Origin of the sequence: Devosia elaeis, assembly GCF_001650025.1 — a bacterium.
Lineage (GTDB): Bacteria > Pseudomonadota > Alphaproteobacteria > Rhizobiales > Devosiaceae > Devosia > Devosia elaeis.
The window spans coordinates 39,097-52,515 of record NZ_LVVY01000094.1; the positions used below are offsets into that span (position 1 = coordinate 39,097).

Genomic DNA, 13,419 nt, shown 5'->3' on the forward strand with positions numbered 1-13,419 from the left:
GCTTGTCCCGGTGGTCCATGCTTGCGGCAAGATGGATTGCCGGGACAAGCCCGGCAATGACGACAGAGCGCGAGAGCGGCCGCCCGCGTGGTTCGACAGGCTCACCATGAGGTCTTCTGGAACGGCCCTACGATTCCCGCCCCACCACCGGCAGGCGCACGCGGAAGCAGGCGCCCGGCAGCGGGCCCTGCACCAGTTCCAGCACCCCGTTCATGCGGGCGATGATCTGGCGGCTGATCGCCAGGCCCAGTCCCGCACCGCCCTGGTCACCCGCACCCGAAACGCCGCGCCAGAACTTCTCGAAGATCAGCTTGCGCTCGGTCTTGCCGATCCCCGGGCCGTTATCGGCCACCTCCACCACATAGGTGCCCGAGCGCACCGAAGAGCTGACATGGACGACCGGCTGGTCGGCATCGTTATATTTGACCGCGTTGGAAATGAGATTGATGAACACCTGGCAGAGCCGGTCGGCATCGCCCTCCACCATGGTCGTATGCGCCCGCTCGCCGAATTCCACCCGCATGCCCCGCTGGCGTAGCAAGGCATCGCAGACGCTGACCGCCCGGTTGAGCGCGTCCTCGGCGTCGACCGGCTCGTTCTGCCAGGTCCGCTCGCCCCGCTCCAGCGCGCTGAGATCGAGGATTTCGTCGAGCAGCTTGGTCAGCCGCATGCTTTCCTGGTGGATGGTGGAGATGAAGCGCTGCCGCTGCCCCTCGTTGAGCCCGGCCGGCTCGAGCAGGATTTCCGAAAAGGAGCGGATGGAGGTCATCGGCGTGCGCACTTCGTGGCTCACCTGGCTGAGGAATTCGTCCTTCTGGCTGTCCAGCTCCCGCAATTGCGCATTGGCCTCCTCCAGCTTGTGCGCCGTCAGCCGCAGCTCGGCCGAGGTCTTTTCCAATTGCTGGGAATATTCGATGACCTGCTGGGTTTCGTCGGCCATCTGCATCATTTCCTCAAGCGACACGTCGCCGCCCGCTACCACCTTGGAGAGCATGACATGGGCCGATGAGGCCCCGATGGAGCCGGCCAGTTCGCGCTCCAGCCGGCCGATAAAGGCCGGCGTCGGCTCCAGCAGCGCCGGATCGACGCCCCGCTCGCGTGCCGCCGCCTCGAACAAGGCCGCCGCCCGCTTCTCCCCCAGCACGCGCTCGGCCACGAAATAGAGATCGTTCGCCGTAGCCGAGCCCGGCACGAAATTGCGCTGCGGCAGGCCATGGCGCCGGAACACGTCCACAAAGGCCGTCGCCTGGATGCGCTCCAGCGCCGAGGGGCTGGTCAGCAGCGAGCCCAGCGTCAGGATCAGCACATTGATCGAAAGGCTCCAGAAGGCCGCATGCGCCAGCGGATCCCAGCCTTCAAGACCGAACATCGCCTCCGGCCGCAGCCAAAGAACGCCCCAGGGCCCCTCCTCCAGCAGCGTCGAGACCAGCGGCGACACCGAGGCGAGCGAGGGCAGGAAGCACGACCACGCCCAGATGACGAAACCGACCGAAATCGCCGCCGTCACCGCCTTGAGCGAGGCATCTTTCCAGAAGATCGCCGCCAGCAATGCCGGCAGGAATTGCGCGATCGCCGTGAAGGAAATGAGCCCGATCGGTGCCAGCGCGTCGGAATCGCGCGTGAACAGGAAATAGAAGAAGCCCAGCGACAGGATCAGCACGATGGCGAAGCGCCGCGCCACCAGCAGCACGCTGCTCACCCCCTGCCCGTCCCCGCCTTGCGGCGCCGCGCCGAACTTGAGCACCAGCGGCATCATGATGTGGTTCGACACCATGATCGACAGGGCGATGGATTCGAGGATGATCATTGATGTGGCGGATGAAAAACCGCCGATAAAGGCAAAGAGTGCCAATGCATTCTGTCCTGCCGATAGCGGCAGGGTCAGTGCGAACATGTCGGGATTGGCATCGTCTGGCATCACCGTCAGCCCATAGACGGCGATGGGGATGATGAAGATGCTCATCAGCATCATATAGGCCGGAAAGGCCCAGCCGGCGACGCGCAGATGGTTCTCGTTGGAATTCTCCACCACCGTCACCTGGAACTGGCGCGGCAGGCAGATGATGGCGGCGATGGAGAGGACCAGCGTGGTGATCCAGCGGCTGTCGAAACTGGCCGAGGTGTCGAAAACCACGCCCTTTTCCGCCGCCTGGCTGAAAATACCCTCGATGCCGCCGCCTAGATAGATGACGAAGACCCCCACCGCCACCAGGGCGGCGAGCTTCACCACGGCCTCGAAGGCGATGGCGGCGACGACGCCGTGATGCTGCTCCTTGGCGTCCACGTGGCGCGTGCCGAAGAGGATGGTGAACAGCGCCATTGCCGCCGCCACGCCCAGGGCCAGCCCCACATCGTCGATGCCGGTGAGGCTGCCGCGCCCGAATTCGGAAGCCCCCGCCACTGCCTGGATCGAGGACGTCACCGCCTTGAGCTGGAGCGCGATATAGGGCGCGATGCCGATCACCGCGATGCAGGTCACCAACACGCCCAGCCGGCTGGACTTGCCGAAGCGCGAAGACAGGAGGTCGGCCACAGAGGTGATGCGATGCAGGTGGCTGATGCGCACCAGCCGGCGCAGTACGAAATACCAGCCCACGAAAACCAGCGTCGGCCCGAGATAGATGGTGAGGAATTCCAGCCCGCTGCGCGCCGCATTGCCCACCGCGCCGTAAAAGGTCCAGCTGGTGCAATAGACCGAGATGGACAGCGTGTAGACCGCCGGCGAATTCAGCCAGGAACGCTTGTTGGCCTTGGCGCGCCTGTCCCCGAAATAGGCAAGCACGAAGAGCAGGCCGACATAGGCGACAGAGGTGGCGATGACGAAATCGGCCGACAGCATCAGCCCTCGCCCTCTTCTTCGCGCTCCACCGGATCGGGCGGCAGGTGCCGCGTCAGCGCGACCGTGCCGACGATCAGCAGCAGCCAGACGGTGAACAGATAGAACACGATCTGCGGCATGCCGAGAAAGGTCACGTCGCGATTGAACAGGCCCACAACGGGCGGCACGAATAGCACCAGGCCCAGCACGGTCAGCATGAACAAGCCGCCGACGACCCGCCGCCGGTCAGTCATTCTCGCCCAGCAATTGGCGCACCGCCCCCACCACTTCGGCATTGGAATAGGGCTTGGTCACGAAGCCATCCGCCCCCAATTCCTCGGCGATGCGCCGGTCCTGCTGCTGGCCCTTGGCGGTGAGGATCAGCACCGGCAGGTCGCGGGTTTCGACATCGGCGCGCAATTGCTTGAGCACGTCGAAGCCGCTGCGCCTGGGCAGCATGACATCGAGCACCAATACGCGCGGCGGCGCCCGGCGCACCCGTTCGAGCACCGCTTCGCCATCCGTAACCGACTCGATGCTCCAGCCCGCGCGGCGCAGGATGAAGTCCAGTGATTCAAGAATGCTCGGCTCGTCTTCGGCGATCAGGACATCGATGCCCAAAATTCCCCCTCCGTCCGCGATCTCCCCTCCGCGAACCGCAGTAATAAAGCCCAATCAATTGTGTTCGCCAAGGCCAAATTCGCTGGGGATCAGCGGCAGGCGCGTTACCGAGCGCGGCCCGCCAGGCGAAAGCATCTCCTCCTGCCGGGCCGAACATTCCCGCCGCGGGCACAGCCGGCAACTGGGCCCCACCGGCACATCGGCGCTCTGGTCGTTGAGATCGAGCCCCGCCGCATAGACGGTGCGGTCGGCATGGAGCACGTCGCAGGCCAGCATCACCGAAATCGAAATGGGCTGGTCGCGGAACGATCCGGCGCGGTGTTGCAGGGTCCGGGCGATGAACAGATAGCGCGAACCGTCGGAAAACCGCACCACTTGGCGCAAAATAGCGCCCGGCTGCCGGAAGGCCCCATAGATCGCCCAGAGTGGGCAGGCATGCCCGGAATTGGGCAGCAACAGGCCCGGCAGCGGAAAATGCTTGGTCAGCCGCCCCGCCGGGTCCGAGCGCAGGAAGCCGAAAGGAATGCCCTCCTCCCCCGGCCGCCGCAGCGAAACCAGCCGATGGGCGACCTGCTCGAAGCTGCCCCCGAAGGTCTCGCGCAGATAATCGGCGTCATAGGCGGATGCCTCGGCCTCCGCCAGAAACCGCGAATAGGGGAAGACGATGGCCCCGGCGAGATAGGAGCCCAGCGCCCGCGCGGCCAGTCGCCGCGAGGTTTCGTTGGTCAGCATCGCCCCGTCGAGAATATCGCGCAGCACATCGGCGGCCACCAATTCCCCGAGCAGCCGCGCCAGCTGGAATTGCCGCGTCGCCAGCGTCGTCGTGCCCTGGAACCACATGACGCCGCGCTCCGGCTCGTAGCGGTATTGCCCGGGAAAATCCGCCGGTCCCGGCCGCCCGCCGATGCGCGTCACCACACCGAACTGGCGCTCCAGCATCTCGACCAGCGCAGCGAGACCGAAATGGCCGTGCTGCGCTTCGATTCGCGCCCGCAATTGCGCTGCGACGGCTTCGAGCTGCGGGAAATAATTCTGCCGCTCGATGATCAGGTCATCGATTTCCCGCCGCGTCGATACGGTGCGCGCCGCCTGGCTGGTCACTTCGAACTGGCCGATCAGGCTCCGCGCGACATCGCCCAGGATGCGCGCCTCTCGGCCGATGGCGACGAGGAATTTCTGCCGCTCGTCCTCATCGAGATCGGCCACGTCCTCGAGGATTTCCGCGCTGGAGCGCACGGCGGTGATGCCCGAGAGAATCTGGTGCAGCAATTGGCTCAGGAGCGGGTCCGAGCGCAGCCGGTCCGCATAGGCATCGGCATTGTCCCGCGCATCGGAATAGGCCCGGTGCAGCCGCGCCATGGCCGTGGCGCTGGCCGGATATTGCGCCACCAATTGCCGCCTTTCATCCGGCTGGAACGGCAGCGACTCGACCATGGGGTCGGCATAGGCCTCTTCCAACTCATGCATCAGTTTCTGCTCGGCCTGACCGGTCAGGTCGTCGATTGCGATCTGCAGATGATGCGCCACGCGCTGCAGGAGCGCGCCGCCGACATCGCGTTTATTGTTTTCGATGAGGTTGAGATAGCTCGGCGAAATGCCCACCAGCCGCGCCAGTGCCGCCTGGGAAATCTTCAACGATTTCCGCCTGTTGCTGATCCGGAATCCGATCGGCGCCCGCATGGCCCACCCCCTCCCCGAGAAGACCGCCTGTCAACACATTCACAAATAATGCGTCACGACAGATCAACAATTTACAAAATTCTGGTGGTATTACAATGCTCTATTGAAGCCGTTTTCAAATGTGTCGAATACTGGGCAGGCGGTGAAGTCCCGACAATGTATCGGAACTCCCGCGCCAAAGGAGGAGATCAATGACACTTTTGAAGCGCGGGCTGACCCGCCGCAGAGTTATGCAGACCGGCATGGCCGGCATCATCGGCGCCGGTGTCGCACCCATAATGTTCACCAGGGGCGCCTGGGCGCAGGAGGATTTCTGCAACAACCCGACCGGCGACACCGTCACCATCGGCCTCAACCTGCCGCTGACCGGCGCCTATGCCGAGGAAGGCGCCGACGAACAGAAGGCTTATGAGCTCGCCATTGCCCACCTCAACGGCGAAGGCGATGGCGGCCTTCTCAACGTGCTCGCCCCCTCCGCGCTCAAGGGCAACGGCATCCTGGGCAAGAAGGTCGGCTATGTGTCCTCGGACAGCCAGACCAAGTCCGACGTGGCCCGCGCCGGCGCCACCCGCATGATCGAGCGCGACGGCGCCATCATGATCACCGGCGGCTCGTCCTCGGGCGAAGCCATTGCCGTTCAGGGCCTGTGCCAGGAAAAGGGCATCATCTTCATGGCCGGCCTGACGCACTCCAACGACACGACCGGCAAGGACAAGCGCCGCTACGGCTTCCGCCATTTCTTCAACGCCTATCAGTCCGGCATCGCCCTGGGCCCGGTTCTGGGCCAGGAATACGGCGCAGACCGCCGCGCCTATCACCTCACCGCCGATTATACCTGGGGCTGGACGCAGGAAGAGTCGATCAAGGCTGCCACCGAAGCCCTCGGCTGGGAAACCGTGGCCGCCGTGCGCACCCCGCTCGGCTCCACCGATTATTCCCAGTACCTGACGCCGATCCTCAATTCCGGCGCCGACGTGCTGATCCTCAACCATTACGGCCTCGACATGGTGAACTCCCTGCCCCAGGCCGTGCAGTTCGGCCTGCGCGACCGCCAGGCCAATGGCAAGCAGTTCCAGATCGTCACCCCGCTGGTGTCGGAACTGATGGCCAAGGGCGCCGGCGAAGCCATGCAGGGTGTGTTCGGTACCTCCAACTGGCACTGGAACCTGCAGGATCCGGGCTCCATCGCCTTCACCAAGTCCTTCGGCGCCGCCTATGGCTCCCCGCCGTCCCAGGCCGCCCACACCGCCTATGTGCAGATGCTGCTCTACGCGGATGCGGTCGAACGCGCCGGCACCTTCTACCCCCCCGAGGTCATCAAGGCGCTGGAAGGCCACGAATTCGACGGCATGGGCAATGGCAAGACGCTCTACCGTGCCGAGGACCATCAGTGCATGAAATCGGTTCTGGTGGTGCAGGGCAATGAAGCCCCGACCAGCGAATTCGACGTGCTGAACGTGGTCCAGGAAGTGGACCGCGAGACCACGACCTACGATCCGTCGATCTTCGGCGGCGAACTCGGCCCCGCAGAACCGGCGCCGCTGTGCTGATCGCTTGATCCCTTTGGCTCGCCCCTCGCGGGGCGGGCTTTCTCAGTAGACCTCATCCTGAGCCCGTCGAAGGACGAGGTCGTGCCCCGATTGTTCGAGCCTTGTACCACGCGCTCGTGGTTCGACAGGCTCACCATGAGGGCTACGGAAGCGAGCTCAGCGGAGCCATCCATGTTCGAAGTCATCTTTCTGCAATTTCTCAACGGGCTCGACAAAGGCGCCGCCTATGCGCTGATCGCCCTTGGCCTCACCCTGGTGTTCGGCACGCTGGGCGTGGTCAATTTCGCCCATGGTGCCCTGTTCATGCTCGGCGCCTTCTGCGCCGTCACCGTGCGCATGTTCCTCACCATGGAAACGGTCACGGTCGATCCGACCCAGCTCTCCCCTTGGGGCGCGCCGCTGGAAATCCGCGAGCCGCTGGTCCAGGCCTGGCTCGGCGATTTCGGCGCGGTGCTGGTCAATTACTCGGTGCCGTTCTCGATCCTCATCACCATCCCCATCATGCTGCTGGTCGGCATCGGGCTGGAACGTGGCATCATCAAGCATTTCTACAAGCGCCCCCATGCCGAGCAGATCCTGGTGACCTTCGGCCTGGCCATCGTGGCCCAGGAAGTCATCAAGTCGATCTTCGGCCCCAATCCCATTCCCCAGCCGATGCCCACCGATCTGCGCGGTGCCGCCGATATCGGCGCCTGGCTGGGCATGCAGGCCAATGTCATCACCTATCCGATCTGGCGCCTGGTCTATTTCCTGTTCGCCGGCGTAGTCATCGGCGCGGTCTTCGCCTTCCTCCAGTTCACCACCTTCGGCATGGTGGTGCGCGCCGGCATGGCCGATCGCGAGACGGTGGGCCTGCTCGGCATCAATATCGATCGCCGCTTCACCATCATGTTCGGCCTTGCCGCCGTCGTCGCCGGCGTGGCGGGCGTCATGTACACGCCGCTCCTGCCGCCGAACTATCATATCGGCATGGACTTCCTGGTGCTCAGTTTCGTGGTGGTCGTGGTGGGCGGCATGGGCTCGCTGCCCGGCGCCGTCGCCGCCGGCTTCCTGCTCGGGATTCTCCAGAGCTTCGCCTCCATGAACCAGGTGAAAGCCATCTTCCCCGGCATCGACCAGATCATCATCTATCTCGTCGCCGTCGTCATTCTACTCGTTCGTCCGCGTGGCCTGCTCGGCCGGCGCGGTGTCATGGAGGCCTGACATGAATCCCGCTCTCATGTCCCGCAACGACCTCTTCCTGCTGCTCGGCTTCACCCTGGTGGTGCTGGCCATGCCGATCTGGCTGGCGCCTTTCGGCGCCGGCTATCCGGACCTGCTGCAGCGTTTCATGATCTACGGCATCTTCGCCGTCGGCTTTAACATCCTCTTCGGCCTCACCGGCTATCTCAGCTTCGGCCATGCCGCCTTTTTCGGCGTCGGTTCCTACACCGCCGTCTGGTCGCTGAAGCTGCTGACCCTGGACGCCATCCCGGCCCTGTTCTTCGCTGTCATCATCTCGGGCCTCTTCGCCCTGGTCATCGGCTTCCTCTGCCTGCGCCGCTCGGGCATCTATTTCTCCATCCTCACCCTGGCCTTCGCCCAGATGAGCTACAATCTCGCCTATTCGGTGCTCACCCCGATCACCAATGGCGAAACCGGCCTGCAACTGACCCTTTCCGATCCGCGCGTCATCGACGCGGCCGTAGGCCATACTTTCGTGGGCCAGCCGATCCCGACCCTCCTGGGCACGCCGATCGGCGGCTATGCCGGCTTCTATTTCTGCGCCGGCTTCCTCATCATCACCTTCTTCATCGCCCAGCGCATTGCCGGCTCGCCCTTCGGCATGATGCTCAAGGCGATCAAGTCCAACCAGACCCGCATGCAGTTCACCGGGTTCAATACCCGCCCCTATGCCCTCTCCGCCTTCGTGATCTCGGGCATGTATGCGGGCCTGGCCGGCGCCCTGCTCGCCGTCACCGACCCGCTGGCCGGCGCCGAGCGCATGCAATGGACCGCCTCGGGCGAAGTCGTGCTCATGACCATCCTGGGCGGCGTCGGCACCCTGGTGGGCCCGGTCATCGGCGCCTGGATCATCAAATATTTCGAGAACATCCTCTCGGCGCTCAACGACAATATCCTCGCCCGCTTTTTCGACTTCCTGCCCGATGGCGTGGATACCTTCTTCGTCAAGGTCATCGGCAAGTTCGTGGGCGATGGCTGGCACCTGACACTGGGCCTGGTCTTCGTGATCATCGTGATCTTCCTGCCGGGCGGCATCATGGAAGGCGTCCGCCGCGTCGCCGCCATGTTCGACCGCTCGGGCGGCAAGACCTCCACCCGCACGCAAGCCGCAGAATAGGACCCCGGCCATGGCACAAAACAATGTTGTCCTGCATGTCGCGGACGTCCACAAAAGGTTCGGCGGCCTGCACGCCCTGGCCGACATCGATCTGCAGATCGAGGAAGGCAAGACCCATGCGATCATCGGCCCCAACGGAGCCGGTAAATCGACCCTGCTCAACGTCATCATCGGCAAGCTGCCGCCCACCAGCGGCCAGGTGGTGTTCGACGGCACGATCCTGACCGGAAGAAAACCCTATCAGATCAACCAGCTCGGCATTGCCCGGGTGTTCCAGACGCCCGAGATTTTCGCCGATCTTTCAGTGCTCCATAACGTCATGATCCCGGCACTCGCCAAGCGCGACGGCATGTTCAGGCTCAACATGCTGCGCACGCTGGACAGCGAGACCGGCATCCGCGCCGAGGCCGAACACATGCTGGAGGATGTGGGGTTGATCAACCGCCGCCACATGCAGGCCGGCTCGCTCTCGCGCGGCGACAAGCGCCGCATGGAACTGGCCATGTGCCTCATCCAGCATCCGCGCCTCTTGCTGCTGGACGAACCCACGGCCGGCATGAGCCGCCATGACACCAACACCACCATCGACCTGCTCAAGAAGATCAAGGCCCGCGGCATGACCAAGGTGATCATCGAGCACGACATGCATGTCGTGTTCTCGCTGGCCGACAAGATTTCGGTGCTCGCCCAGGGGCGGATCATCGCCGATGGCATGCCCGATCAGGTGCGTGGCAATCCCAAAGTGCAGGAAGCCTATCTCGGAGGAGCCCATTGATGAGTTCCATCGCCATGACCACCGAAACCATCGTCAGCCAGGCCGCCGAAGTGGAAACCAGCCGTCCCTTCTTCTCGGTGCGCGATATCCACGCCTATTACGGCGAAAGCTATATCGTGCAGGGCGTGTCGCTCGATATCCGCAAGGGCGAAATCCTGGCCCTGCTCGGCCGCAACGGCGCCGGCAAGACCTCTACCCTGCGCACCATTGCCCGCACCGGCAATCCGGAAATGCGCCAGGGCGAAATCTGGCTCGACGGCCAGGCCGTGCACCAGATGAAGAGTTTCGAGGCCGCCCGCGCCGGTATCCAGCTCGTGCCCGAGGACCGCCGCATCATCCAGGGCCTGAGCGTCGAGGAAAACCTCAACCTCGCCCGCGTCGCCCCCGGCCACGGCTGGAGCCTCGAGCAGATTTACGAGAGCTTTCCGCGCCTCGCCGAGCGCCGCACCCAGGATGGTGTCACCCTGTCGGGGGGCGAGCAGCAGATGCTGGCCATTGCCCGCGCCCTCGCCCGCGACCTCAAGCTCCTGCTGCTCGACGAGCCCTATGAGGGCCTGGCCCCGGTCATCGTGCAGGAAATCGAACGCATCCTGCATTCGATCAAGCCGCTGGGCATCACCACCATCATCGTCGAACAGAACGCCGTGGCGGCCCTGAAACTCGCCGACCGCGCCGTCATCCTCGACACCGGCGAGGTCGTCTTCTCCGGCACCGCCAAGGAGGTCCTCGACAACGCCGAACTTCGTCACGAATATTTGGCGATTTAGGCCTTCAACCGAACTTTCATAGACCTCATCCTGAGCCTGTCGAAGGACGAGGTCGCGGCCACCGAGTAACCGATCTCGTGGTTCGACAGGCTCACCATGAGGTCTCCGAGAGTTCAGAAATCCGGCCCCAGGCCGCAAACGCTACCCTGGGTCCTTCAGGTAAAGGCATGATGCCGATCTCACCCTCTCCCCCCTGAAGGCCCCAGGGTTCACCTTTCTTACCTCTCCTTTTGGGGGAGAGGTCGGCTCGCAGCGCCGAGTGAGGGGGCCTTGCAATCGGCTCCACAAGCAAAATCCCACCCCATTCCGAATCGTCACTCTCCGGCTTGCCCCAACGGCTCTTGCACCGCAGCCGTCCGCCCCGGATCGTCACCCTCAGGCTCGACCTGAGGGCGTTTGCGACAAGCGCCACAAACAAAGACCCTCGGGTCGATCCCGAGAATGACAAGCATTGGGCGGATGGCGGATGAGGGGTTTTTACCCCTCCACCTCCGGCGCCCCCGCCGCAATGGTCACGCCCTCGCCTTCCAGCGCGTCGCGCACTTCGCGCGCTAGGTCGACCGCGCCCGGCGTATCGCCATGCAGGCATATCGAGCGCGCCGCCGATTTCAGCACCGAGCCGTCGATGGCCTCGATTTCCCCATGCAGCGCCAGCCGCAGGCACCGCGCGATCACCGCATCGACATCGTGGATCACCGCGCCCTCCCGGTCGCGCGGCACCAGCAGGCCATCCGCGCTATAGGCCCTGTCGGCATAGGCCTCGCGGATCAGCGGCATGCCCACGGCCTTGGCCGCCCGCACCTGCTCGCTATTGTCGAGCGCCAGCACCGCCATATGCGGGTCCATGGCCCGGATGGAGGCGAAGACACCCACGGCAAAGGCCAGTTCCTCCGCCGTCTGGTTGGCCAGCGCGCCATGCAGCTTCACATAGGCCAGCGGTACCCCGACTTCCCGGGCGATGTGCCGCACCAAGAACATCTGCTCGCGGATTTGCCCCAGCAATTGCTCGAGCGGCATGACCACGCGGAAGCGCCCGAACCGTTTCTTGTCGGCATAGCCCGGATGCGCCCCCGCCCGCGCGCCGCGCGCCTTGCACACCTTGAGGATATGCCGGATCGTCGCCGCGTCGCCCGCATGGCCTCCACAGGCGATCGAGGCGCTGGAGACGATGCCGAGCAGGTCTTCGTCCGTCCCCATGCCTTCGCCGAGATCGGCGTTGAGATCGATGCTGGTCATGTCTGTCCGCTCCGCAACAAGCGATGCGCATGGTCCACCGAGACCGGCTCAAAGGCAAGAACGCTGCCGGGCCGCATCTGCGCGAAGCGGTCGAGATCGGCGCCGATGATCGTGCCAATGCGCGGATAGCCGCCGGTGGGCTGATGATCGCGCATCAGCACGATGGGCGTGCCATCGCCCAGGATTTGGATATCCCCCGGCAGCACCGGATCGGAAACCAGCGACAGGATGCTTTGGCCGCCGAACACGCCGTCCTCGTCGGCCAGCCGCACCCCCATGCGGTCCATGGCGGGGCTGATCCGGAACCGCGCGCCAACGAACTGGCTCTGCACTTGCACCGAAAACCGCTCCCAATGCAGGCCCCGGATAAAGCGGATCGGTCCGTCCTCGACAGGCGCGGTCGCAATCGGGCCGGGCTCACCCGCCCCGTCCTCGAACCGCAGGCGATCTCCCGCCGCCAATGCCCGGCCCTCCAGCCCGCCGAGCCGGGCTCGCATATTGGTGGATAGGCTCCCCAGCACGTCGGGCAGGTCCAGCCGGGCGCCGAAGCGCAGATAGCCGTAATTGCCGGCGGACCCGGGAGTCACCGACAGAAGATCGCCTGCCGACAGCCGGGCCGCGCCCGGCCAGCCCAATGCCGCCCCATTGATCCGCACGGCGAAGGCCCCTCCGGCCCAACCGATCCGCACCGCGCCCGTTTCGATCACCAGGTCGAGCCCAGCCCGGGTCATCTCGATCCCCGCCCCCGATCCTGCGCCGGCCAAGGCACCAGCCTGCCGGAACGCGCCCTGATCCATCGGCCCCGACGCGCTGATTCCATGCGCCAGAAGCCCATGCCGCCCCGCATCCTGAATGGTCGCCAGCGGGCCGGCCCGCACGATCCGCACCAGGGCGCTCATGCCAGCGCCTCGAACGAGACCAGGTCGCCGGCCTGCAATCGCGTCGGCGGCAGGCGCGCCGCATCGAAATTGCGGAAATCGGTCTGCCCGATCACATGCCAGCCCGTGGGAATATCGCTTGCCGCGATGGCGGTCTGCCCCGCCGCGAACAGCACGCTGCCCGCCGACACCAGCGGCCGCACCTGCTGTCGCCGCGGCAGCGTCAGGTCCGCACCGTGAAAACCGCAATAGACGAAGCCGGGTGCAAAGCCGGTCGCCAGCACCCTCAGGGGCGCCGCGCAATGCCGGGCGATGAAATCGGCAATGGTCAACCCGAGCGCGGCCGCCACCTCCGCGAGGTCCGGCCCATCGAATCGCACCCCGATCCGATGCGAGCCTGCCGGCTTCTCCGCCGGCCGCGACAGGCGTAGCGCGATTTCGCCGGCCAGCCGGAAGGGCTCGGTAGCGGCCGGATCGTAGCGCAGCAGGACCGAAACCAGGCTCGGCACCACCTCGACCACGCCGGCGATCGGATCGGCGTCCAGCGCCGCCGCCAGCGCCTGGGCGGCCCGGTTGGCGCCGTCCTCGAGGCTGTCCCCGAACCGCACCAGCAGGGCGCAATCGCCCAGCGGCACGATCAGCAATCCTTCCCGCCCGCTCCGGCTCGTTTCGATCATCTCCACCCGGTCCCATGGCAACGGAGCGCAGTCCAAGGGATTGGACCGCGCTCCGTCAAGCCGTCGGCAGCCATAA

Annotated in this window: 12 protein-coding genes; 5 read left to right on the top strand and 7 right to left on the bottom strand. The window is 65.0% G+C overall.

What is annotated here, in order from left to right:
* Positions 1-127: 127 nt before the first annotated feature.
* From A3840_RS12840 to A3840_RS12855, 4 genes are read right to left on the bottom strand one after another with little or no spacing between them, the layout of a single operon-like run.
* Positions 128-2,839: a sensor histidine kinase gene (locus A3840_RS12840; RefSeq protein ID WP_067457337.1), complete on the bottom strand. Its 2,712-nt coding sequence runs from the start codon at positions 2,837-2,839 to the stop codon at positions 128-130.
* Positions 2,839-3,072 (bottom strand): hypothetical protein, encoded by a 234-nt coding sequence (locus tag A3840_RS12845; RefSeq protein WP_067457339.1) that lies wholly within the window; start codon positions 3,070-3,072, stop codon positions 2,839-2,841. The genes A3840_RS12840 and A3840_RS12845 overlap by 1 nt, the downstream gene beginning before the upstream one ends.
* Positions 3,065-3,439: a response regulator transcription factor gene (locus A3840_RS12850; protein ID WP_067457343.1), complete on the bottom strand. Its 375-nt coding sequence runs from the start codon at positions 3,437-3,439 to the stop codon at positions 3,065-3,067. The genes A3840_RS12845 and A3840_RS12850 overlap by 8 nt, the downstream gene beginning before the upstream one ends.
* 54 nt (positions 3,440-3,493) lie before the next feature.
* Positions 3,494-5,119 carry a helix-turn-helix domain-containing protein gene (locus tag A3840_RS12855; protein WP_082903873.1) on the bottom strand — a complete coding sequence of 542 codons (1,626 nt, stop codon included), beginning with the start codon at positions 5,117-5,119 and terminating at the stop codon, positions 3,494-3,496.
* Positions 5,120-5,310: 191 nt separating this feature from the next.
* Here A3840_RS12855 and A3840_RS12860 point away from each other — a divergent pair, with 191 nt between their 5' ends.
* The 5 genes from A3840_RS12860 to A3840_RS12880 all read left to right on the top strand — a co-directional run bounded on the left by A3840_RS12860 (position 5,311) and on the right by A3840_RS12880 (position 10,552).
* Entirely contained in the window at positions 5,311-6,669 is a 1,359-nt protein-coding gene (locus A3840_RS12860) for a substrate-binding protein (protein WP_067457349.1), read from the top strand.
* A gap of 171 nt (positions 6,670-6,840) precedes the next feature.
* Positions 6,841-7,872: a branched-chain amino acid ABC transporter permease gene (locus tag A3840_RS12865; RefSeq protein WP_067457352.1), complete on the top strand. Its 1,032-nt coding sequence runs from the start codon at positions 6,841-6,843 to the stop codon at positions 7,870-7,872.
* Position 7,873: 1 nt separating this feature from the next.
* Positions 7,874-9,010: a branched-chain amino acid ABC transporter permease gene (locus A3840_RS12870; protein ID WP_067457355.1), complete on the top strand. Its 1,137-nt coding sequence runs from the start codon at positions 7,874-7,876 to the stop codon at positions 9,008-9,010.
* Positions 9,011-9,020: 10 nt separating this feature from the next.
* Positions 9,021-9,785, top strand: a complete 765-nt coding sequence (locus A3840_RS12875) for an ABC transporter ATP-binding protein (protein WP_067457358.1) — start codon at positions 9,021-9,023, stop codon at positions 9,783-9,785.
* A gap of 14 nt (positions 9,786-9,799) precedes the next feature.
* Positions 9,800-10,552: an ABC transporter ATP-binding protein gene (locus A3840_RS12880; protein ID WP_067457447.1), complete on the top strand. Its 753-nt coding sequence runs from the start codon at positions 9,800-9,802 to the stop codon at positions 10,550-10,552.
* A 477-nt stretch (positions 10,553-11,029) separates the two neighbouring features.
* On the opposite strand, the gene A3840_RS12885 is transcribed toward A3840_RS12880, so the two are convergent.
* From A3840_RS12885 to A3840_RS12895, 3 genes are read right to left on the bottom strand one after another with little or no spacing between them, the layout of a single operon-like run.
* On the bottom strand, positions 11,030-11,788 hold the full coding sequence (locus tag A3840_RS12885) for a 5-oxoprolinase subunit PxpA (protein ID WP_067457361.1): 759 nt from the start codon (positions 11,786-11,788) through the stop codon (positions 11,030-11,032).
* Positions 11,785-12,687 carry a 5-oxoprolinase subunit C family protein gene (locus tag A3840_RS12890; RefSeq protein ID WP_067457364.1) on the bottom strand — a complete coding sequence of 301 codons (903 nt, stop codon included), beginning with the start codon at positions 12,685-12,687 and terminating at the stop codon, positions 11,785-11,787. The genes A3840_RS12885 and A3840_RS12890 overlap by 4 nt, the downstream gene beginning before the upstream one ends.
* Positions 12,684-13,343 carry a 5-oxoprolinase subunit B family protein gene (locus A3840_RS12895; RefSeq protein WP_067457366.1) on the bottom strand — a complete coding sequence of 220 codons (660 nt, stop codon included), beginning with the start codon at positions 13,341-13,343 and terminating at the stop codon, positions 12,684-12,686. Before A3840_RS12895 ends, A3840_RS12890 begins: the two co-directional genes overlap by 4 nt.
* Between the last annotated feature and the right edge of the window lie 76 nt (positions 13,344-13,419).

What these genes read in the sequence shown, in the direction of transcription:
- A3840_RS12840 (WP_067457337.1), bottom strand. Translation starts at nt 2,839, where the DNA reads ATGCTGTCGGCCGATTTCGTCATCGCCACCTCTGTCGCCTATGTCGGC.
- A3840_RS12845 (WP_067457339.1), bottom strand. Translation starts at nt 3,072, where the DNA reads ATGACTGACCGGCGGCGGGTCGTCGGCGGCTTGTTCATGCTGACCGTG.
- A3840_RS12855 (WP_082903873.1), bottom strand. Translation starts at nt 5,119, where the DNA reads ATGCGGGCGCCGATCGGATTCCGGATCAGCAACAGGCGGAAATCGTTG.
- A3840_RS12860 (WP_067457349.1), top strand. Translation starts at nt 5,311, where the DNA reads ATGACACTTTTGAAGCGCGGGCTGACCCGCCGCAGAGTTATGCAGACC.
- A3840_RS12865 (WP_067457352.1), top strand. Translation starts at nt 6,841, where the DNA reads ATGTTCGAAGTCATCTTTCTGCAATTTCTCAACGGGCTCGACAAAGGC.
- A3840_RS12870 (WP_067457355.1), top strand. Translation starts at nt 7,874, where the DNA reads ATGAATCCCGCTCTCATGTCCCGCAACGACCTCTTCCTGCTGCTCGGC.
- A3840_RS12875 (WP_067457358.1), top strand. Translation starts at nt 9,021, where the DNA reads ATGGCACAAAACAATGTTGTCCTGCATGTCGCGGACGTCCACAAAAGG.
- A3840_RS12880 (WP_067457447.1), top strand. Translation starts at nt 9,800, where the DNA reads ATGACCACCGAAACCATCGTCAGCCAGGCCGCCGAAGTGGAAACCAGC.
- A3840_RS12885 (WP_067457361.1), bottom strand. Translation starts at nt 11,788, where the DNA reads ATGACCAGCATCGATCTCAACGCCGATCTCGGCGAAGGCATGGGGACG.
- A3840_RS12890 (WP_067457364.1), bottom strand. Translation starts at nt 12,687, where the DNA reads ATGAGCGCCCTGGTGCGGATCGTGCGGGCCGGCCCGCTGGCGACCATT.
- A3840_RS12895 (WP_067457366.1), bottom strand. Translation starts at nt 13,343, where the DNA reads ATGATCGAAACGAGCCGGAGCGGGCGGGAAGGATTGCTGATCGTGCCG.